This is a genomic window from Bacteriovorax sp. PP10, from assembly GCF_035013165.1.
Lineage (GTDB): Bacteria > Bdellovibrionota > Bacteriovoracia > Bacteriovoracales > Bacteriovoracaceae > Bacteriovorax > Bacteriovorax antarcticus.
In genome coordinates, this window is the sequence record NZ_JAYGJQ010000001.1 from 945,326 (window position 1) to 964,981 (window position 19,656).

Genomic DNA, 19,656 nt, shown 5'->3' on the forward strand with positions numbered 1-19,656 from the left:
TTTATAGCGAAAGGTTTAACCCACTCGTAGTTATATAAAGGAAGGCCCTCGTAAGAGGGCCTTTTTTTTGTCTAATTTTTAGACAGTCTAATTTGTACATTTTACATAAGCTCTCATCGCCACATTTTTTGGCGTATTATTCAATAATATTGAAAAATGCACACAAGGTGAAAAGATGAAAATTTTAATAAGTTTTTTTATTTTAGTTTATTCAGCTGCTTCTTTTGCAAGTTGCAGACTCGACTCAGAAGAGGGAATGAAGGCATATGACAAAGCAGATGAGTATTCTAGTTCCTCTGAAAGTAAAATAATTTCAATGAAAAGAGCACGTCAAGGCAGCGCCCTTTATTGTTCAAAGGGGCAAGAAGCTAGGATGGGTATTTTAGCTGCAGCAAATACATATAAAAAATCTTATGAGCTTTTTAATGATGTTGCAGAAAATTGTAATTTATCAAATTACTCTAATTCGCCTGGAAATGCTCAATCGGCACTAGATCAATATTATGAGCATGCAAAAATTTTAAGACAGATGGATTTTGTTATGAATAGAGATTGTGATGAAAGCCCTGTATCAATTTTATTAGATTAAAAAAGGCCCTCTTTGCGAGGGCCTTTTTTTACTTATCTTTCGGCATCTGTTGCGTTCTTGATCCTTTGATTCTTGTTATCCTCAATGCTAAACGTTTTAACATCAATATTCCTGCCTTTATTTGCAACGACACCATTACAGTCTGCAGCAGCTGATGATTGCTTACCTGCATATCTAGCGCCTGTTTTTAGAAGCTCTAAACCTCTTGATGTTTGATTACAGAGTGACATACAAGTGATATCTGCATTCTTTTTTTCTTTGCTTGCACCCCAAACCGAATCTTTATAAATCTTTTCAAGATTATCGTCACAGGCAGGTGCACAGCTTGCATGAAATTGCTCTTGAAAATCATCAATAGTTTTTAAACTTTTATCGTCTTTACAATAGGCAGTTATTTTTTCATGAATCTGCTTTCTGGTCGTATCAAAAAAATCCACTGCCTTTTTATTGTTAAGATCTAGCATCATGAAGGAAGGATTGTAATCTGAAGAGAAGGCAACGATTGAAACCTTAACTCCTAATTCCTCACAGTCTTTTGCAGACATCTTTACCTGTCCGGCGCGGAGGTATTCATTGAGTTCTGCTGTGTGTGCTACCTGAGTAAATACAGATAGTGCTAGTATTATAAATGCATATTTCATAAAACCCCATTGTTGAGACAACTTTGCTTATTTTCCAAATAGCTTTTGTTAATAGTGTTGTTGTTGCTTATTTTCCAATCGTCTTAATTGCTGCTTTGTGAGTAATACCACCAAGTTCAAGGTCACGTTCAAGAGCTTTAAAATGGCTTCTGCTTTGGTCTGAGATAGCACCAGAGCAATCTTGAGCTGATTTTTCATTAGCTGCTTTTCCCATGCGAGCACCTTGTTGTAGAGTCTGGAGTTGATCAAAGCCCTTCTTGCAAAGACTATTGCATACATCTAAAGCATCTTTCTTCTTAGCTTGTTTTCCATTAAATGTTGATACGCCATCACTACATAAAGAAGTACATGCGGCAAAATGCTTTCTCGTAAATTCTTCAATCGTGAAAGTATTTTCATTTTTTTTGCATAATTCAGTTAGATTTCCGAGAAGACCATTCATAACACCAGCGAAATATTTTGAAGAGTCTGATCCTTTATCAAGTTCATGCACTTTAAATAATTCAATGTTATTTTCCTTTAAAAAAGGTGTAACACCTGTGGATACGGCAAGATCTCGGCAATCCTTATGAGTCATTTTGGTATCGGCAAAGATTGATGTGGAAAATATTACTACTAGCGCGAGTAAGGTTACTTTCATATTTCTCTCCTTATGCTTGTTCTTATTTTCCAGAAACTTGTTTTGCAGTTTTAGTATTGATTTTATCAAGATCAATGATAATCGGTTTTAGATTGTTTCTTCCCGAATCGACAACAACACCTGTGCAATCAGGACTTGCTTTCGATTTCATCGCCATCGCCAGTCCTTTTTTCATAGCATTCATTTTGTCGTGATCTTTCTCACATATAGATAAACAGACAGCTTCAGATTTTTCTTTTGTTCTGTTTAAATCTTCAACAATTTTGAGTAGGGGAGTTTTGATTACACTAAGGCTTTCTTTACATGTTTCTTTACAGCTACTTTCTTCTTTATAAAGATCATCAAAAGTCACAGCATCTTTTTTCTTATCGCAAAGTTGATTAAGATCTTTTGAGAAACTAATTTTTGCAGCATCAAGATACTTCACAGTCTCGGCACTGAAGCGTTCAAACTTCTTCATTGAATCTAATTTCTTTTCATTCTCAAATGCTTCATCTGAAAGCTCATTTGCTAATTCATGACATTCTTTTTCTGTGAATCTGAACTGGCCGGCAGTATCTGTGGCCGCAAATGTATTCTGAAAACTAAATAATAGAGACAACGTAAGCAATGTTACTTTCATGACTTCTCCTAAGAAGCTTAAAACTCCAAAGCTTATCGGTTTAGTCAGGTATTTAATTAATTTTATTTATGGATTGTAGATATTTTGAATAGTTGCAGGAATAAAAAGGGCCTTTCTCGAGAAGGAGAAAGGCCCTTAGTCTTATTATTCAACCCTAATCAAACAACAAGGAAGAAGACTAGTATTCACAAGCTTCCTTTCTCAATTATTGGTCAGTAGCTTCTTGTTGATCCACAGGTCTTTCCCCAGGAGGAGGTCCTTTAGGTTTCTCTACACCACAAGCACTCATAGCAGCTTCCATGGCCTCTCTAGAAGGCCTGTTTCCACCATCACGAGCACCAAGCTTGCCTTCGAGACAAGTCTTCTGAGCGTCGGTTAACTGAGGCCCACGATGGCCATGCCCTCGTTGTTGATCAGCTGCAATTGCAAACGATATCGATAAGCTCAATAGGAATAACATTGGTAGTTTTTTAATCATCTTCGTACCCTCCGATAAAGAGAGTGTAGGAGTGAAATATTGAAGAAATGTGGAAATGGTGAAAAATCTTGAAAAGGTAGAAATAGCAGAGAGTTAAAGAACCCTCTCACGATGAATGAGAGGGTTTATAAAAGACTAATTAGCTAATTAAAGAACTTTGTTTTGAACAACAACTAGAGTTCCGTACCCTGGGTTTTGTGCATACATTTGGTTTCCTGATTCATCTAACTTTGCAGTTCCGTTAACATTGAATCTTGGGTTTTTAGCTCCAGAAGTTTCAAGTACACGGTTGAAAAGTTCTTCAGCAAATCCAGCTGGAAGACGAATACATCCACCTGAAGCTTTAGTTCCAAGTTGTCCTTCAGTTCCACCTGGTCTTTCGTGCAACGCGATTCCACCATTGAAGAAGATAGCGAATGGCATTTTAGTTCCACCAGTAAGCCATGAGAATTTTCCACCGTAAGCAGAAGACTTATGAAGTCTAGTTAATGTAACCGGAGTGTAATATCCAGTTGGTGTTACAGTCCATGAATCTCTCTTAGAGTGGTGTTCACCTTTTCTTTCGAAAGCGTCGCGACCTGTTGATACTTTTTCAGTTCTGATTAATTGTCCGTACTCATAAACTTTTACTGTTTGAGCTTCTGATCCAGTGTTCGCCTTGTTAACAACGATCACGTAACGGAATTCTTTAGTCCATGGTTGAGACTCGAATGTGCTTTGGTTGAAAGTCACGTCAACATCAACGGGTCTTCCGTTAGAAACGATTCCTTCGTCTTGTGAGAAAGCTACACTTGCAGATACTGCGAATGCGAAAATGATTGGTAATAGAGTTTTCAATTAGTATCCCCTTGTTGGTTTGGAGGGGATGTAACATCGCAGTCACGGTATTGCATCATTTAATTTTTAAAGGAATTTAGTGAAGTCATAGTAAGTCATAGAAACTAGTTCGCATCTCGTTATTGTCTAACGGAATATTTCTAGCGACTCTGTGCGCATACTTGATTGCGCACAGAGCATAATAATTAGAATGAATAACCTAAATAAAAACTTAGTAACGTCATAGTGAGAGCTTTCATTGGAGCGTGAGTTTCAATAGGCCCGAGACTTTTTTCTTGGAAATTAATTTTGGCCGAAGTGAGATTTAATCCAAACCAGTCGCAACCCATTGTGAAGTTTTCCCACTGCCATTCATTACCTATACGAATACCTGTTCCGACATCTTCATAGACAAGATTATTGGATCCTACGACATTACTAAACTGTCCTTCTTGATAAAAGTCGCCCGTGTTTCTTCTGTAGTAAATCGTTGGCATGATGTTGAAGCTGTTTCCTAAAAAGCGTCTATACCCAATAGTCACAGCTCGCATTTTGTAAGCACCATACTCATCACTACTATTCAAATTTGTGTAACGAAGAAGTAGGAGTCCGTCTGGATGAATAAAATATCCCGCAGAAATAGTAATGGGATATTTAATGTATTCGATTCCAATAAATGGAACTGTTAATTGATATTTCAGATTTCTTCTATTGCTCTGGCTTGATCCATCACGGACTTCAATTATTTTTTCTTCTGATTTTTTATTTTTATCAGGAGCTTCAGTGTTGGTAGAGAAAGAATTGATTTGTGGTGCAATGGTTTGGGCAGAAACAACTGGCAGAGTAAAAAGCAGGACCAGGAGAGTGATGAATGTCGTTTTTATAAGAGGCTCCTTAAAGCTGTGCGCATTTTGAACTGCGCACAGAATGTTGTAGATTTTTAGAAAGTGTAACCGATGTAAAAACTAAGCATCGTTATCGTTACGTCTTCTTCGATACTGAACAAGTCAAAATCGCCGCTGCCATTGTGTTTTTCTTTGTTGAGTTGAATAACTTTTGCATTGATACCGAACCAGTCTGTACCAAGAGTAAAGTGATCCCATTGCCATTCGTTTCCAATTCGAAATCCAACACCCACGTCTTCATATATTAAAGTTGATCTCTCAGCTGCTCCTGTAAAAAAAGCAGTTTTATAATGTACTGAATTACTTCTTCTGTAATAAACAGTCGGCATGATGTTGAAGCTATTACCGGGAAAATATCTGTAACCTAAAGTGAGTGAGCGCATTTTAGTGGCCTCATCACCATTAGTTCCGTTCTGGTTAGCGTACTTAAGCGAGAGCATACTCTTGGGACTTAAAAAATAACCTAATCCAACAGTGGCCGCTCCAATTCCTACGTATTCAACACCAGCTAAACCAGCATTGAATTGGTATTTATAATTTCCTTCCATACGGTTAGTTTGGCTTGTAGCTGTAGTTGATGTCGTTGAAGTTTCTACAGTCGCAGGTGTTTTTGTTTCTGTTTCTGCCCAAGTTACTTGAGAAGAAAATAAGAGTGCGAGGAGAGTGATAGTCGCTTTAATAAAATGCTCCTGAATAGTTAATGACTCAATTATAAGGTAAACGAAGTTTTTTTGTTAAATATCTTCGAGTGTAACCTGATTCAATTTGTCGGATGTTGCCATTAGGTAACAGATTGTTGCCAAGCCCCTATGATATTTTTTAGAAAGCGCGATAATGAATTTCATGGAAACAAACACTACCGAAAATAATCATTCCCAGCTTTGGTTAGAAAATCTCATCGCTGAAAAGATTAAAAAGAATCCGCAATTTTCTCTTCGTGCATTTGCTCGAATGGTTGATGTGAGTCCGGCGGTGTTATCAAGAATTCTCTCTGGCAAAAGAAAACTCACTTTCAATCTTGCCACGAGAATTGCTGATGCACTTGTTCTGGGGCCAGTCGAGCGCGACACACTTTATTCTTTCTTTTTGAGTTCTTCATCAGAGGAAAAAACTGAAGAAGAAAAAGTGCAGAAGGAATTAAGCATTGATTGCTTTAATGCCATGAAGGAGTGGTACCACTACGGTATTACTCAGCTGCTCTACATTGAGTCGTTTAAAGAAGACTCAAAGTGGATTTCAAAAATGCTTTCGATTACAGAACTGGAAGCAAAGATGGCGATTGAAAGACTCCTGCGTCTGGAGATTTTAGACCGTGATGAAAATGGAAAGCTCTATAGGACCGCTACGCATTTATCGACAACGACAGATATTGCTTCAGCGGGGATAAGGCATTTTCAAAAGCAGATTTTAGAGAAGTCGATTGAGTCGTTGGAAAAAGATGATGTACTCGAAAGAGATATCACGTCTATTACGATTGCGATTAATGAAGATCGACTGGCCGAAGCGAAATTAGAAATTAAGAAATTTAGAATGAAGATGTCGGAATTTTTAAGCACTGGGGAAAAGACGCGAGTTTATAACCTTGGTGTGCACCTTATACCTTTAAGTAAATCTGTAAATGGAGATATGAATGAACTTAATTAAGAGCTTGATGATCATAATGGTTGTCGTGATGAGTACGAAGTCTTTTGCCAGAGGCGGAGATGATGTTGGGAATGGTGGATTTGCTTATAAGCAGTCGGTAAATATTTTAAAAATGGCCACTGAAGCATTGGAAGAAAAAATCAGAGTGTCTGAGCTGCCTGATTTGGTAAATCATCCGGAGTGGAGAGCAATATTACAAGACACTCTTGGATATGAAGACCTGGATAAGTTATCCAAGAAGAATAGATACCGTGGCGGTAGAAAACTTGCGATGGACTACATTGTAAATCCTCCGACTGTTATTGTTTTGAAACCATACTTTGAAGCCTTTATGGGCAAAACTGATACGGAGCTTGAAGATGCTTCTTTAGAAGTTCAAAAAAGATTAGTTCATGAAGCTGCTCATATTTGGGGATTTAAAGAAGACGATGCAGATAAGTTTGCAGTAGCCTTCATGAGAAGACCAGCAGCGGACGCACAAAGACCAAATCATGATATCTCAATTGATTCTAATTTTTGTTCTTGTAGAAATGGGAAGTCAGATATCATTAATAACTGCGATGCTTTTTGCGCAACTAAGCCTAAGAATGAGCAAGCTATTTTATATGTAAACACAATTCTTGGTGAGAAAACAATTAACCATCCTAAACTCGGAAGTCTTTATAAGTGGTGTGTAGTTCAACTCTCACAAGATGAAACAACTCCACAATGTTCATTAGTCGCAAATGATGGAGAAGATGAAGTTAGTTTACCGGTGGTTATAAATTCAAAAAATAATTCTTTTTCAGCAAATATCTCAGCTCTTAGTAAAAATAGAACTTGGATATTAAAATTAGCTGAAACGAAAACTGGAAATGAAGCACAGACAAAAGAATTTCAAATTACAAGAGTAAATTCTAAACCGACAATGCCAGGTGGAGCTTTAAATGTTTCAAAAGTGAATCAATACACATGTTTATTCTTTGGTGGAAAGACCAATTCAAATGGAGATATCATTAGGGATTCTTTTATCAGATTATTTTATTACTACCCAAATCTGGAAGATCCATTACCAATGCCTCCATCTAATGGCCCGGCATCAGTTTTATGTCATGATGATCAATTAAATCCAGGTAATGACAGTCCGTTTTATGAGCGTTTGGAAAATGTAAAAGGACATGTCAATTTATGGGATAAGAATGATAGACGTTTTGGTGCAAGTTCAGCAAATGGCGGGCAACTAAATATCGATAAAGAGATACAAGATAGATTATCATCTGAATATGGAATTGAAACGAATATAAATCTATTCAGATCTATTTCTTTTGCGAGTAGTCCAAAGCAAGTAAATACTATTCTTGGGTATATGATGATTCCTTTTAGTATTGGTGAATCATCTAATGCATTTTGCCCGACGTCTGATGCCTATACAGGTAACTTACCGCTGATGAATCTCTTAGGAGAATATATGTCTGATACAGAAGCTTTGTATGTAGCAGAGAAAGAAGGCGAGTACATTTTGGATGGAATCAATTATAAAACGTTGTATGGAACAATGTTAGTGCGAGAAAGTGTTATTAATAAATACGGATTTTATGTTTTAAACGGACTTAAGGTTAAAGTTACAGAGGAAGCAAAACATAACAGAACAATTTATTACTACTGGCCGTTAAGCCAAGCACTAGACCCAATGACATCTGGAGGTAGAAAATTATTTACCATTCGAGATATTGATTCACTTAACGGAAACAAACCGAATGGAATTCCATCTTATCATACTAGTGATAAGCGAATTGGATGCATTCCAAAAGGAGCAGAGCTATAATGAAAAAACTATTTTTAATTTTAGTAACATGCTTTTTTATGACAACGGCCTTTGCAGGCCTTGAAGAAATATTTGGGAATGCAGATGTTGGCGATAGTTGCCAGAGTGACTACCAGTGCGCAAGTTTATGCTGCAATAATAAGAAACAATGTAGTGAGCATGGATCTAATGGGCAGAAATGCAACAAGGTGCCCGGAGAGAGTTGTGTTACAACTGAATTCTGCAAACCTTACTACGTTGAGACTTGCAAGCTAGTTAAGACGGGAACAATGCCAAATGGAAAAGTTGGTTGCATCCTGAGATGCCCTGCTGTCGAAACACCTTCTTCATGTGTGAACTCGGTATGTGTCGCTCCATCAGTGCCACCAGTTCCACCTTTTGATCCAGCAGATCCTGATTGCTCAAACGCAGTTGACCCTTAAAATAAAAAAGGCCCTCTTACGAGGGCCTTTCTATTTCAAAAATTATTTCTTTCTAGCTGCCCAGTCTACATCATCCAAAGTCTTGAATGAGAAACCATTTTTCTGAAGAGCTGGAATAAACTTCGCAAGCATCTCAGCTGATTGGTGACGAAGATCGTGCATTAACACAACTCCACCTTTTTTAGCGCGAGCTTCGTAAAGGTATCCAGATAGACAGTCATCAACAGTAATTTTCTTTGACCAACATGCCCAGTCTGCGGCTTCAACGAAAGCACCATTAGCATTCATTCTTAACTCACCACCGATATCCCAAAGGATTGGTCCAATGTATTGTTGTCCGATTGAATCTTTGTTTAAAAGATCAGCAAACTTACTATCCCATGCTCCTTCCGGTGCACGGTAGTAGAAGTGTTGTCCGTTTGCCATGTAAGGACCAAGGATTTCGTGAGCTCCTAAAACTTCAGTTCTTACTAACTTTTTCCAATTTAAGAAAGTGATGTTTCCATCGTTTAAAGCTTTGTGAGTAAGAGAGTGGTTACCAACAATGTGACCTTCATCAAGGATTCTTTGCATAAGTGCCGGAGCAGCTTTTGCTTTTTCAGCGATAACGAAGAACGTCGCTTTTGCTCCGTATTCTTTTAATGTATCTAGAACTTTTTCAGTTACACCTGGAGTTGGTCCATCATCGAAAGTTAGGATGATTTCACTTGTACCAGTGTGAAGTCTTTCTTGGTTTCTTTGGTTGAAAGCTTTGTCTTCCGTTCCATTGTCCTGACCTAAATTAGTTTGCGAAAAATCAGCAAATGAATTGGCCGACATAAGTAATAGCGCTGCCATTAAAGTAGTCTTCATATTTGAGTCCTTTGTAAGTGTTTGAACATGGCGCTTTATACTCCTTTCAAAAAAATTAGGGGGTTTCTTGAAAAATTTTCATGGGTTAAGAGATCTTTAAGAGGTTTGATATTGGAGTGTCTTAGGTGGGTACTATTTAACTAGGCTAAATTAAAGAAATCGGGATTTACCTCCGAAAAGTGGGAATAGATCTTCCTAAAGGTGAGAGGCAGTATGAAGCTCGTTATATTACTATTTTTAAACGCACTACTTGTAATGCCGGTTGTGGCCGGAGAGAAGTCTCCTTATAAAGTGATTATTCTCGATAACACTGTTGATGCTTCAAAGCTGGGCCCACATCAAGTCGAAAAACCACATAGATCAAAAGATTTTCCAAGTATCGAAAGAAGAAATAGCGACTTTCTAAAAGCTGGGATTGTTTCTGACAAATCTGAAGATGAGTTAGATAGAGATTTACTTTGGATTAGTGCAAAACATTCAAGCTTAAGTGATCTACAGGAAAAATACCCTAAAATCCCCAAAGAGAAATTGATCTTACTTATGGGATTAGTGAAAAAATGAAAAAAATATTTGTTCTCTTTTTTTTCTTAATGTTAAGCACTTCGAGCTACGCTGCTTGTAATAAAAAAATTACTTCGAAAGATGTTATCTTTTTCGTTGATTTAAATGGTGGAAATAAAGAAATAGAAGAAGCACAGAAAGCGGCCTGTGATAAAGGTCAAAAACTTGTTATTTACCCAGAGCAGACAGCGGCGATTTATAAACTGACGAACGATAAGTCTTTTTATGAAAATAGATATAAAGCACTTACATGTGATAAGACTCCGACCAAAAAAGGTTGTGCCGAAGTCCGTAAGAAAAAAGATGAAGTGATGAGTGAGCTTGAGGAGAAGGCCGTAAAGTTTTCGATTCCAGTCATGAAAGAGACACTGAAGAAATTAAATAGTGAAGAGGGCCGCAATGTTGAAAGCCTCGTGATCTCAGGACACAGTAATGGGAAAACTATTTTTGGTGTTTACGGGACAACTCAAAGAGATGCAATTCAAACGACCTTTAAAGATTTACCTGATGAAGGGAAGTCTGTCAGCTCGCTGGTTATGCTTGCTTGTTATTCGGCCAATCCATCAACCATTTTAAGCTGGAAAAAGAATCTTCCAGGATTAAAGATGATTGCAGGATCTGATGCCAGTGCCTCTGCTTCAGATCGTCCGGCAGGATTAAAGTATTTGAAAGACCTTTTGATGAAAGTGAAAGATCTGACTGCAGATGCTGATCAAAAAATGTTAGAAAAGCGTTTGAAAGTTTTAATTCCAACTCTTAAAGAAGTGAACTCTGCTATTTATATAGATTCTAATAAGTGTGGAGAGAGTGTTGGAGATAAACGTTTCTTCTACAGTAAAAGTTCAGGTGGGTTGAATGTTTTTAATCCTGAAGCCTGTGAGAAATCAATTGCTCAATATAAAGAAAAAGAAGAAGACATTGCTGGTTACATGGAGGGGATAACACCTATTCCAGTTGAAACTCATGGTACACCTTTAAGAGAACTTTATAGTTTTCTAAGACAGAATGCTCATTGCCTTGAGGCGGGGCAGGCCCAATACACAGCAGATATGCTCTACGGTCTTCTTTTTTACCATCAGGTGAAAATCAATGCGATTAGAGCATTAAAAAAAGAAGCTGATGAAATCAATGCTGTCCTTGTAGATTTTGGAGTAGGAAGAATCTGGCCTTTGACTGAAGAGAATATTAAAAATAAAAGTCGCAAAGAAATTATAGATAATTTAGACGCGATATTTGATGTCTTACCAAAGATTAGCGGAAATTCAGAGCTTTTAGAAGATATAAAAAAGCTCGAAGGCTCGCTAAAAACCATGGCCTGTGTTTCTCCAGAATGGCATGATATTCAGACCAACCCACGTGCGCCAATGTGTTCGACTACCAATTGGGATAATGTCATGACTATCAATCCTCAAGCATTAGGTGTAGGAATGCCAGGAAGCAGTGGGACTGGTTTAGGTGCAGGACTTGGTGGCTATAATGGTGGTGGATCATTTAGTGGCGTAGAGCAAAGTGAAGAAGAACAATAGCGAAGAATAATGAAAAGTACTTTCGGTTATAAATACCTAACAAAAAATATGTCAGTTCTAAATTTAGAAATGACAACCATCCGCGACTTGGATGAAAGCATCGATATCCTTTGTGAACACTTCGGTGAAGAGGATCAGGATCAATCTCTGGCCGAAGAGCACTGCCCTTATTTTGGAGTGATGTGGGAAGCAGGGATCGGTCTTAGTCAGTTTCTCACTCGTGAGATGTGCGAAGGGAAAAAAATCCTTGAAATCGGCTGTGGACTAGCTCTACCGAGCTTTATCGCCACTCGCTTTGGTGGAAATGTCATTGCGACAGACTTTCATGCCGACGTCCCTTTATTCTTACAAGAAAATCAGGAAAAAAATAAAATCAATTTCGAGTATCAAGTCATGAACTGGAGAAATGAAATTGAACGCACAAAGACGTCTCTAGGATTGTTTGATCTGGTTATTGGCTCCGACATTCTCTATGAAAGTCAGCATGCTGATCAGGTGGCAGAGGCCTTAATCGCTTTTTTAAAACCAGGTGGAAAAATTCTTCTTTCCGATCCTGGACGGGCCTATGTTCAAAAGTTTATTTCAGCTATGCAAAAGTTGGGTTACCCTGAGAAATTCACGACACAAAAAGTCCCGGCGCACCTGACACCAAAAAATATCGACCGCGAAATTTATCTTTTTGAATTTTCTAAATAAGTAGATCTTCGAAAAAAGAACCCATTCCCAATTCTTCATCAATCACATGAATTTCTAAAATCCATAATTGTGGAGTTGGAGTGAAGTCCAGGGCCCCGAGTTTTGCTCTGGAATGAACGGCATGAGGAAAGTCTCCCATCCTGTGGCCATACATATTACTGTTGAGTTTTAGATTTAATTTTTGTGCTTCAAGATCAGCGTATTCATAAAGCTCAATACCTGTAAGCTTTTTTTCTTTCCAGACTTTAAGAGTAGAGTTGAAAATTGTTTTAGAAGCTTCAGCTAATTTTTTTAAACGCGGATCAGATCCCAGTGTAAATGTCTCGCCGTAATCACCTTCGTGATTGCAATAAACCGGCCCGATATCAACAAAGAAAATATCGTTTTCAGTTAGTACGTGAGGGACAGAATCATCGCGGAAATTTTTTGTCGTATTAGGTCCGATTCTCATTTTGCTGGGATGCCAGCGTTTTTCCAGTCCAGATTCATCAAGAGTTTTTTCAAGCAATGCTTTTGCTTCAACTTCATTGATGCCAGGTTTAAGCATTTTAGAAAAAGCTAAAACCACTTGTCTGGTTTTTTCCTGAGCACGCAAATAATCTTCTAAATTAAATTGCTCACCAAGGTTCTCGTCTGGATGTGTAGTCATTTATTTTTCTGTAGATGGAGGAGCACAGATGCCACAGCCGTAATCTGAGTCGTCATGCTCATCAATTTCGTCTTGCAAACTTTGCTTATATTGATTAATTTCTGTTTCGTCAGCACCAAGAGACTTGATAAGAGTTTCGGCAAGACCAGGGGCCTTGATTTCAATATCTAATCCTGCTTCTTCCATTTGTGTGGCAAAGGCATAAGCATCGGCCATCTTTTCAATAGATGTTTCGAATAGGACAGTGCCTGAAATAGAATCTATAACTCGTACTTGGTTGTTTGACATTTACCAAGACTAACAAGAGAATGCTCCCATGGTAAAGAGAGTTTTTTATATCGAAAAAGAAAAGTTTTTGCGTTCAATGATGGAATTGGCCCTGCGAGCTAAAAAGGCAGAAGTCTATACTGTTGAAACCTTGGCGGAGAACTTTTATTTGATCGATGATCTGAAACCAGAACTGATCATTTTTGATTTAGACACGGCCCAGGCTAGCGGACCTGAGGCCCTAGAAAAGCTTTATTCATATGCGACTCATGCCAAATTAATCATGACCGGAGCACCAAGTTCAGAGAATTCGATGAACAAAATCGTGTCTGGATTCATCCCAAAGCCCATTGTTGCCCATAATCTGGCAGAAAGGGTTCTTTCTTTAATTGACTAAAATTGTTTTAGAGCAATTTTTGTCCTATTTTCAAGTGCTTTGCGACTCCAGCGATCCCTCTTAAAATAGAGGAATGGTAAATATAAAATCTGGCATTCTCGGTGACTCGAACGCGTACACTGTTTTTATCTCTCAACTCATGTCCACCATCTGCGACAAGATGATGTCCATTGGTCTTGTGTGGTATCTCACAACAGAGTACTCCATAAATATTGTTCCATGGTTTTTAGCAGTCAGCTTTTTTCCACACATTTTCATGTCATTTTATTCTTCGAAAATTATCAACAGACATGGAACTCTAAGAACTGTTATCGCTACAGAGTATTTTAGAGGAGTCGTTTTATTAGCACTTTTTGGAATGTTATTTTTTATTCCAGAAAAAAGTACAATGTTTTTATCAGCACTTTTTTGCGCTTCGTTTTTAGTAGGGATTGGATCAAGTGTTTTTAATCCAGCGATTTTATCTCTTCCTCCTATTTTAGTAGAAGAAGACAAAGTTCCTGCACTCAATGCACTTCTTGATACAAGTTTTTCTATTTCAAATATTCTGGGAGCGGCCTGTGCGATCGTCTTGCTTAATATTTTTGATATCAAAATTTTAGTTTTAATAAATGCTCTTAGTTTTTTTGCAGCGGCGCTTTTACAAGGCAGAGTAAAACTTAGAAACCAGGAATCAGCTGTTGTTGAAGATTCAAGAAAATTAGGGCCAATGGCCGTGCTGAAGAAATACCCGGCGATTATGAGAATGCTTTTGAGCTTCTTGTTTATCAACGTCGTCTTCACTCCCATATTGGTTATGATTCCCTGGTATGTAGAAAATGTTTTCAAAGGAAACGGAAGTGACCTGGCATGGATTGAAGCGGCCATGGGAGCGGGGGCATTCCTGACCGGGATGTATTTGTCCCTGAGTGCTTTTACGGTGAGAGCAGAAAAGCGTATTGGGATGATTGCGATTATTTGTTTTTTCTTCGGACTATTTTTTCAAGTCTTCTCATTTTCAAAAACGACAGTAGAAGCTTCATGCTTATTATTCTTAATTGGAATCCTGACTACTTTCTTAAACGTTCAGGTCTTAACTTATTTTCAAACGTCACTTCACGAACACGAAGTCCCTTCGATCATGGTGGCCGTTAATATTATTTCAGCTGCTTCAATGCCTTTATCTTTTGCGATCTCAGGAATTCTCTTTCCAGTCGTTGATATTCCAAGATTTGCGCTTATTTGTGGGCTTCTTACAATGTTGATTGCTTTTGCCCTCCCAAGCTTTTTAAAAACAACTCCTCAAGAAGGTGATGCATGAATTTTGGAAATAATGAAATCATTGACCGCGCCAATGTTAGTGACGTAAACGAGATTATTAACCTATATCGATTGGTGTATGGAAAAAAATATCCGATTTCATACGGGACTGACCCGGTTCTTTTAAAGAAATCAATTAAGAATGAAAAAACTCACTTAGTGGTTGTGGCCCGTGATTTAAATCAAAACGTCATCACAGGTGTACTGATCACTGAAATTGACTCTGAAAATAAAATCGGAAAACTTGTTGGTCTGGTTGTTCATCCTACCTTTCAAAAAAATAAGATTGGAAATTACCTGGTCGAGTATGTAGGAGATCACTTTCTTGAAAAAGGAAATGTGGTGAACTCTCTTTATGCAACGACGAGAACAAACACAGTTGGGCCTCAGAGAGTTTTTATTAAGAATCAATACCTGCCATTGGGGATTTTTCCCAACGCCCACCGTTTAAGCCAGTATGAAACGGTGACTCTATTTGCAAAATTTAGAAAAGGTTTATTGGAGCAGAGAGTGCCGACCAAAGAAGTGGCCCCCTCGTTAATGCCGATGTACCAGATCCTAAAAAATATAGTTCCAGAACTTTCTATTCCAGAGGCCGCAGAAGTTTATGTGCCTCTTATTCCACCTAATAACGATGCATGGGAGTTTGAAATTATCCGTGCTCCTAATTATGTATACCGTAAATTTTTAGAAACATTTCCGGATCCAAAGGACCGCTTCTTTCCTTTTCATACGCCGAACATGCTGATTGCGGATAAAGAAGGGCGCATTGAGATCTTTGCTTATTTCAGTAAGCGAGATGGTTACTGCACATTAATTAAAGCGACTAAACCCATTGCTGAGTTGAGTGGAAGTTTAACAAGTTTATATATGCAGCTCGATGATATCGGTGTGTCTTATATTGAAGTTCTAGTGAATGTAAATCTGACTCCTTCTATTGGGCCTTTATTAACAGGCCAGTTCGTTCCTTCGGCCATTTACCCGGCAATGAGAGAAGTGGATGGAAAATTTGAAGACTATATTGTTTTAAGTAGAACGATGGAACCTCTAAACTTCAGAGGCATGTCAGTTATTTCTCAGTTTAAGCCATTCATCGACTTATATGTTGATACATGGAAACAAGTTAACCTGGATACGATTGAGGTTATTTATGGAAGTAAATAAACTAAAAGTCCCCGATGCTTTGAAATTAAAAAATGTTCAGGCCCTTTGTGATCAAACAGATCCTTATGCAGACTTTTTAGAAAGTGATACCGCTTTTTTAAATGCAATGAAAGAAATCAGTTCATGGCATATGGAAAAAAGCCCTTTCTATCGTGGCCTGGCAAAATCTCAAAATTTTAAATCCGAAGACGTAAAGTCATTGGAAGATTGTTTGAAAATACCTCATCTGTGGGCACACTTTTTTAAAGGAAATGAAATCCTATCAGTTCCTCCGTCAGAAGTGTTTTTGCACCTGACGTCTTCAGGGACAACTGGACAAAAATCTCAAATCTTCTTTGACGAATGGACGATTCGTTCGGCCCAAAGAATGGTGGACTGGATTTTTGAAAAATATAACTGGGTCACACCAGATCAAAAATGTAATTACATTCTTTTTAGTTATCAAACTGAAGAGAGTTCAAAATTAGGAACGGCCTATACAGATAACTTCTTATGTAAGTACGCTCCAGTGAATGAAGTTTTCACTGCTCTAAAGTTAACTGGGAGTGGTGGGCATGAGTTTGATTGTTTTGGAACAATCGATGCTTTTAAGAGATTCGCTGACCAGGGTTTACCTGTAAGGCTCTTTGGTTTCCCGGCATTCTTTTATTTCGCATTAGAGCGCATGAAGAAGTTAGGACTTCCTCCTTTAAAATTCCACAAAGACTCAATGGTCTTTTTAGGGGGAGGTTGGAAAGGAAACGCTGATAAACAAATTGAAAAAAATGATCTGTATCGTCTGGCAGAAGAAATGCTGGGCATTCCAAACGAACGACTGCGTGATGGATTTGGTTCAGTTGAGCATTGTATTCCCTATGTAGAATGCGCTCATCATGAATTTCATGTTCCCGTATGGTCGAGAGTCTTCATCCGGGATGTTGAAACTCTAAAACCACTTGGATTAAATGAAAAAGGATTTTTGCATTTCATTTCTCCATACATTACAAGTATGCCGGCCCATTCAGTGATCATGGGGGATATGGCCTCTCTTCATAAAGACTGCCCGTGTGGAATGAAAACTCCGTATTTTAGAATTCATGGAAGAGCGGGAGTTTCAAAAAATAAGAGTTGTGCGCTTGCGGCTTCAGAACTTTTAAAAGGGAAGGCATCATAATGAGTGCAAACCTTTGGAATGGAAAAATTGTCAGTGATAGCGAATTTAAAAATTCAATAGAAGAGAATTTAAATAACCCGATGTTTTGGGCCAAAGCACCGCTAAGTCATTACGTGCTCTTTGATGTGATTCAAAAAATCCAGACTGAACTTCTAAAAAAAGAAAAGTTTTATATAAAACTCGTTCTCGATTTAAAACAAAGAGAAGACATCAGTAGTGATGAAGTCGAAGCTTCAATGAATGGACTGATTGATTTTTTAAGTGTTGACCAGTTGAGAGTGAAACTTAAAAGAGAACTTGGAAGCGAGCAGCCTTTTGAATTAAAAAGACAGACGGCAAGAGCTAATCACTTTGAGGCCTGGTATCCATTGGGAACATTGGTTCATGTCACACCCAATAACTCACCACTCTTAGGAGTGTTAGGAGTGATGGAAGGACTTTTAAGTGGAAACGTAAATATCTTAAAGCTCGCAAGAAAAGACAGCGCCTTTGCTGCAATTTTCTACGAAGAGTTATGCAAACTAGATACAACTGGAACAATTAAAAATTACGTTTATATCGCAAAAATTAGTTCAAAAGAAAAAGACTACTTAAAAAGTGTTTTAGGTTTAGCTGATGTGATCTCTGCCTGGGGTGGAGAAGAAAGTGTCCAAAGCATTCGCGAAATCGCGCCTCGTGGAGCGCGCATTGTTGAATGGGGTCATAAAATTTCTTTTTCTTATATTACGAGTGCAAAAAAATCTGATGCTGAAGTCTTTAAGAGTCTTGCTTATGAAATCTGTCTTAATGAACAGATGGCATGCTCAAGTCCTCAATGCGTATTTATCGAAGATGCAAGTTTCGAAGAGTTAAAAGAGATTGCGGTCACTTTATCAAATGCTCTCAATACTGTTTCACCAACGATTAAGCGGGTTGTTCCTGGAGTTCAGGAAATGGCCGAGTTAATGGTGACTAAAGAGCAGGTGAGACTGAAATCCATTTTAGGCGGGAGTGAATTAGTTGAATCGAAAAATCACGACTGGCGCATTTATGTAGAAAATACTCCTGCACTTAATTCTTCCCCTTTATTCAGAACGATCTGGCTTAAACCAATGCCAAGATCAAAAATGATTGATCACTTAAGACCTTTGAAAACATATTTGCAGACAGCAGGGATCGCTGCGACTTCTTTAGAAGTTGAAGCACTCTCTCGCGATTTATTTATGAGTGGTGTTCAAAGGATTCGTGCCATCGGGGAAATGACTGATAGTTATATTGGTGAGCCTCACGATGGTGTATATGCACTCGAGCGCTATTGCCAGCGAATTAATTTTCAGGACTCCCAAAAAGTCATGATGATGAAAAATAAAAGTTCATTTGAAGATGAAAAAGCTCCTTCTCCTGTGAGAGCAACTCCGATTATGGAAAAGGCCGACTTTCAACTCCAAACCGTTAAAGATGAACACTCTGATTTATTCTTTTACAGTGGAGGAAGTTCAGGTGAGCCAAAACTTTCAATTTTTACTTATGCTGATTACCACAGACAAATGGAGCTTGCAGCAGAAGGTTTATATGCTGCTGGATTAAATCCAGCGACCGACAGGTGTATGAATCTCTTTTATGCCGGATCTTTATACGGCGGGTTTGTAAGTTTCTTCACTATTTTAGAAAAGCTTGAGGCCGTTCATTTCCCAATGGGAGCAAGTACTGAGTTTGGGATGGTGGGAAAAACGATTATTAAAAATCGCGTGGACACTCTTTTAGGAATGCCTTCTTATCTCATTCAGCTCTTCAAAGAAAATCACGAAGACTTTAAAAAATACCGTGGAATTAAAAAGATCTTTTTCGGCGGTGAGCATTTCAGTGAAGCACAAAAGACTTATTTAAAGCGCGAGTACGGAGTCGACATTATCCGCTCAGCGGCCTACGGCTCTGTCGATGCTGGCCCACTTGGTTACCAGTGTGAATTCGCCGTTGGTGGAATGCACCACTTACACGAAAAACTTCACGACTTAGAATTTGTCGATCTGGAAATTGATGAACCTGTCAAAGCAGGGGACGTCGGAAGAATGCTTTTTACATCCAAGGTTCGCCACGGACAAAAGATCGAGCGCTATGCTATCGGAGACGTCGGTAAAAAGCTCGAAGGGCCTTGTGCCTGTGGAAGACAGGGGGTTCGTTTTGAACTCTTAGGTCGTCACGGTGACGTCTTTAGAATTGGAACCACATTTCTAAGCTACCAGCGTTTTCAAAAAATCTTAATCGATCAATACGAATACGAAGGATCAATCCAGCTACATCTTTATGCAGGGGACGGAATCAAAAAAGACAAAGTCGTCTTAAAGATTGAAAACCTTTTCAGCGATCAATATAAAGATGCCCAGATTCCTGAGCGACTTAAAAAAATGTTCCTGGCACAGTATGCGGATTTGAACTTAGTTGTGAACACCGATTTGGTATTGGATTTTGATGTGGAAGTTGTTGAGAAAACTCAACTAACTTTTAGCGCGAGTACCGGCAAGTTAAGAAGTGTTATCGATCATAGGAATTAA

At 38.4% G+C, this 19,656-nt stretch carries 22 protein-coding genes; 12 read left to right on the top strand and 10 right to left on the bottom strand.

Annotated elements, in window-relative coordinates; genetic code table 11:
* Nucleotides 1–175: 175 nt before the first annotated feature.
* Nucleotides 176–589: a hypothetical protein gene (locus SHI21_RS04610; RefSeq protein WP_323575020.1), complete on the top strand. Its 414-nt coding sequence runs from the start codon at nucleotides 176–178 to the stop codon at nucleotides 587–589.
* A 32-nt stretch (nucleotides 590–621) separates the two neighbouring features.
* Here SHI21_RS04610 and SHI21_RS04615 read toward each other — a convergent pair whose 3' ends face one another.
* From SHI21_RS04615 to SHI21_RS04645, 7 genes are all read right to left on the bottom strand, one after another.
* On the bottom strand, nucleotides 622–1,230 hold the full coding sequence (locus tag SHI21_RS04615; protein WP_323575021.1) for a hypothetical protein: 609 nt from the start codon (nucleotides 1,228–1,230) through the stop codon (nucleotides 622–624).
* Nucleotides 1,231–1,297: 67 nt separating this feature from the next.
* Entirely contained in the window at nucleotides 1,298–1,870 is a 573-nt protein-coding gene (locus SHI21_RS04620) for a hypothetical protein (RefSeq protein ID WP_323575023.1), read from the bottom strand.
* A 22-nt stretch (nucleotides 1,871–1,892) separates the two neighbouring features.
* The gene (locus SHI21_RS04625; protein ID WP_323575024.1) at nucleotides 1,893–2,492 is read right to left on the bottom strand and encodes a hypothetical protein; all 600 of its coding nucleotides are present in this window, start codon (nucleotides 2,490–2,492) and stop codon (nucleotides 1,893–1,895) included.
* A 205-nt stretch (nucleotides 2,493–2,697) separates the two neighbouring features.
* Nucleotides 2,698–2,970, bottom strand: coding sequence for a hypothetical protein (locus tag SHI21_RS04630; RefSeq protein WP_323575025.1), 273 nt, complete (start codon nucleotides 2,968–2,970; stop codon nucleotides 2,698–2,700).
* Nucleotides 2,971–3,117: 147 nt separating this feature from the next.
* The gene (locus SHI21_RS04635; protein WP_323575026.1) at nucleotides 3,118–3,807 is read right to left on the bottom strand and encodes a L,D-transpeptidase; all 690 of its coding nucleotides are present in this window, start codon (nucleotides 3,805–3,807) and stop codon (nucleotides 3,118–3,120) included.
* 185 nt (nucleotides 3,808–3,992) lie between these two features.
* Nucleotides 3,993–4,370 (bottom strand): hypothetical protein, encoded by a 378-nt coding sequence (locus tag SHI21_RS04640; RefSeq protein WP_323575028.1) that lies wholly within the window; start codon nucleotides 4,368–4,370, stop codon nucleotides 3,993–3,995.
* A 356-nt stretch (nucleotides 4,371–4,726) separates the two neighbouring features.
* Nucleotides 4,727–5,239: a hypothetical protein gene (locus SHI21_RS04645; protein WP_323575029.1), complete on the bottom strand. Its 513-nt coding sequence runs from the start codon at nucleotides 5,237–5,239 to the stop codon at nucleotides 4,727–4,729.
* Nucleotides 5,240–5,534: 295 nt separating this feature from the next.
* On the opposite strand from SHI21_RS04645, the gene SHI21_RS04650 reads away from it, so the two are divergent.
* From SHI21_RS04650 to SHI21_RS04660, 3 genes are read left to right on the top strand one after another with little or no spacing between them, the layout of a single operon-like run.
* Nucleotides 5,535–6,335, top strand: a complete 801-nt coding sequence (locus tag SHI21_RS04650; RefSeq protein WP_323575030.1) for a TIGR02147 family protein — start codon at nucleotides 5,535–5,537, stop codon at nucleotides 6,333–6,335.
* Nucleotides 6,322–8,139 (top strand): hypothetical protein, encoded by a 1,818-nt coding sequence (locus SHI21_RS04655; RefSeq protein ID WP_323575031.1) that lies wholly within the window; start codon nucleotides 6,322–6,324, stop codon nucleotides 8,137–8,139. The genes SHI21_RS04650 and SHI21_RS04655 overlap by 14 nt, the downstream gene beginning before the upstream one ends.
* Nucleotides 8,139–8,561 (top strand): hypothetical protein, encoded by a 423-nt coding sequence (locus SHI21_RS04660; protein ID WP_323575032.1) that lies wholly within the window; start codon nucleotides 8,139–8,141, stop codon nucleotides 8,559–8,561. Before SHI21_RS04655 ends, SHI21_RS04660 begins: the two co-directional genes overlap by 1 nt.
* Nucleotides 8,562–8,603: 42 nt before the next feature.
* On the opposite strand, the gene SHI21_RS04665 is transcribed toward SHI21_RS04660, so the two are convergent.
* The gene (locus tag SHI21_RS04665; RefSeq protein WP_323575033.1) at nucleotides 8,604–9,413 is read right to left on the bottom strand and encodes a polysaccharide deacetylase family protein; all 810 of its coding nucleotides are present in this window, start codon (nucleotides 9,411–9,413) and stop codon (nucleotides 8,604–8,606) included.
* A 213-nt stretch (nucleotides 9,414–9,626) separates the two neighbouring features.
* On the opposite strand from SHI21_RS04665, the gene SHI21_RS04670 reads away from it, so the two are divergent.
* Genes SHI21_RS04670 through SHI21_RS04680 form a run of 3 tightly spaced genes read left to right on the top strand, consistent with a single transcriptional unit; the run spans nucleotide 9,627 to nucleotide 12,196 of the window.
* Nucleotides 9,627–9,974, top strand: a complete 348-nt coding sequence (locus tag SHI21_RS04670) for a hypothetical protein (RefSeq protein WP_323575034.1) — start codon at nucleotides 9,627–9,629, stop codon at nucleotides 9,972–9,974.
* Nucleotides 9,971–11,500, top strand: a complete 1,530-nt coding sequence (locus SHI21_RS04675; RefSeq protein WP_323575035.1) for a hypothetical protein — start codon at nucleotides 9,971–9,973, stop codon at nucleotides 11,498–11,500. Before SHI21_RS04670 ends, SHI21_RS04675 begins: the two co-directional genes overlap by 4 nt.
* Nucleotides 11,501–11,509: 9 nt before the next feature.
* Entirely contained in the window at nucleotides 11,510–12,196 is a 687-nt protein-coding gene (locus SHI21_RS04680; RefSeq protein WP_323575036.1) for a class I SAM-dependent methyltransferase, read from the top strand.
* On the opposite strand, the gene SHI21_RS04685 is transcribed toward SHI21_RS04680, so the two are convergent.
* Nucleotides 12,189–12,845 carry a M24 family metallopeptidase gene (locus SHI21_RS04685; protein ID WP_323575037.1) on the bottom strand — a complete coding sequence of 219 codons (657 nt, stop codon included), beginning with the start codon at nucleotides 12,843–12,845 and terminating at the stop codon, nucleotides 12,189–12,191. The genes SHI21_RS04680 and SHI21_RS04685 overlap by 8 nt on opposite strands.
* Nucleotides 12,846–13,133: a hypothetical protein gene (locus SHI21_RS04690; protein ID WP_323575038.1), complete on the bottom strand. Its 288-nt coding sequence runs from the start codon at nucleotides 13,131–13,133 to the stop codon at nucleotides 12,846–12,848.
* Between the two features lie 28 nt (nucleotides 13,134–13,161).
* Here SHI21_RS04690 and SHI21_RS04695 point away from each other — a divergent pair, with 28 nt between their 5' ends.
* From SHI21_RS04695 to SHI21_RS04715, 5 genes are all read left to right on the top strand, one after another.
* Nucleotides 13,162–13,509, top strand: coding sequence for a response regulator (locus SHI21_RS04695; RefSeq protein WP_323575039.1), 348 nt, complete (start codon nucleotides 13,162–13,164; stop codon nucleotides 13,507–13,509).
* Nucleotides 13,510–13,582: 73 nt separating this feature from the next.
* On the top strand, nucleotides 13,583–14,809 hold the full coding sequence (locus tag SHI21_RS04700; protein WP_323575040.1) for an MFS transporter: 1,227 nt from the start codon (nucleotides 13,583–13,585) through the stop codon (nucleotides 14,807–14,809).
* Complete coding sequence (locus SHI21_RS04705; protein WP_323575041.1) at nucleotides 14,806–15,972, top strand: GNAT family N-acetyltransferase; 1,167 nt, start codon at nucleotides 14,806–14,808, stop codon at nucleotides 15,970–15,972. Before SHI21_RS04700 ends, SHI21_RS04705 begins: the two co-directional genes overlap by 4 nt.
* Nucleotides 15,959–17,125: a LuxE/PaaK family acyltransferase gene (locus SHI21_RS04710; protein ID WP_323575042.1), complete on the top strand. Its 1,167-nt coding sequence runs from the start codon at nucleotides 15,959–15,961 to the stop codon at nucleotides 17,123–17,125. Before SHI21_RS04705 ends, SHI21_RS04710 begins: the two co-directional genes overlap by 14 nt.
* Entirely contained in the window at nucleotides 17,125–19,656 is a 2,532-nt protein-coding gene (locus SHI21_RS04715) for an acyl-CoA reductase (RefSeq protein ID WP_323575043.1), read from the top strand. Before SHI21_RS04710 ends, SHI21_RS04715 begins: the two co-directional genes overlap by 1 nt.

Bases quoted from the DNA above. Each gene is read 5' to 3' on its own strand.
- SHI21_RS04610 (WP_323575020.1), top strand. From the start codon at position 176: ATGAAAATTTTAATAAGTTTTTTTATTTTAGTTTATTCAGCTGCTTCT.
- SHI21_RS04615 (WP_323575021.1), bottom strand. From the start codon at position 1,230: ATGAAATATGCATTTATAATACTAGCACTATCTGTATTTACTCAGGTA.
- SHI21_RS04620 (WP_323575023.1), bottom strand. From the start codon at position 1,870: ATGAAAGTAACCTTACTCGCGCTAGTAGTAATATTTTCCACATCAATC.
- SHI21_RS04625 (WP_323575024.1), bottom strand. From the start codon at position 2,492: ATGAAAGTAACATTGCTTACGTTGTCTCTATTATTTAGTTTTCAGAAT.
- SHI21_RS04630 (WP_323575025.1), bottom strand. From the start codon at position 2,970: ATGATTAAAAAACTACCAATGTTATTCCTATTGAGCTTATCGATATCG.
- SHI21_RS04645 (WP_323575029.1), bottom strand. From the start codon at position 5,239: ATGGAAGGAAATTATAAATACCAATTCAATGCTGGTTTAGCTGGTGTT.
- SHI21_RS04650 (WP_323575030.1), top strand. From the start codon at position 5,535: ATGGAAACAAACACTACCGAAAATAATCATTCCCAGCTTTGGTTAGAA.
- SHI21_RS04655 (WP_323575031.1), top strand. From the start codon at position 6,322: ATGAACTTAATTAAGAGCTTGATGATCATAATGGTTGTCGTGATGAGT.
- SHI21_RS04660 (WP_323575032.1), top strand. From the start codon at position 8,139: ATGAAAAAACTATTTTTAATTTTAGTAACATGCTTTTTTATGACAACG.
- SHI21_RS04665 (WP_323575033.1), bottom strand. From the start codon at position 9,413: ATGAAGACTACTTTAATGGCAGCGCTATTACTTATGTCGGCCAATTCA.
- SHI21_RS04670 (WP_323575034.1), top strand. From the start codon at position 9,627: ATGAAGCTCGTTATATTACTATTTTTAAACGCACTACTTGTAATGCCG.
- SHI21_RS04675 (WP_323575035.1), top strand. From the start codon at position 9,971: ATGAAAAAAATATTTGTTCTCTTTTTTTTCTTAATGTTAAGCACTTCG.
- SHI21_RS04680 (WP_323575036.1), top strand. From the start codon at position 11,510: ATGAAAAGTACTTTCGGTTATAAATACCTAACAAAAAATATGTCAGTT.
- SHI21_RS04685 (WP_323575037.1), bottom strand. From the start codon at position 12,845: ATGACTACACATCCAGACGAGAACCTTGGTGAGCAATTTAATTTAGAA.
- SHI21_RS04690 (WP_323575038.1), bottom strand. From the start codon at position 13,133: ATGTCAAACAACCAAGTACGAGTTATAGATTCTATTTCAGGCACTGTC.
- SHI21_RS04695 (WP_323575039.1), top strand. From the start codon at position 13,162: ATGGTAAAGAGAGTTTTTTATATCGAAAAAGAAAAGTTTTTGCGTTCA.
- SHI21_RS04700 (WP_323575040.1), top strand. From the start codon at position 13,583: ATGGTAAATATAAAATCTGGCATTCTCGGTGACTCGAACGCGTACACT.
- SHI21_RS04705 (WP_323575041.1), top strand. From the start codon at position 14,806: ATGAATTTTGGAAATAATGAAATCATTGACCGCGCCAATGTTAGTGAC.
- SHI21_RS04710 (WP_323575042.1), top strand. From the start codon at position 15,959: ATGGAAGTAAATAAACTAAAAGTCCCCGATGCTTTGAAATTAAAAAAT.
- SHI21_RS04715 (WP_323575043.1), top strand. From the start codon at position 17,125: ATGAGTGCAAACCTTTGGAATGGAAAAATTGTCAGTGATAGCGAATTT.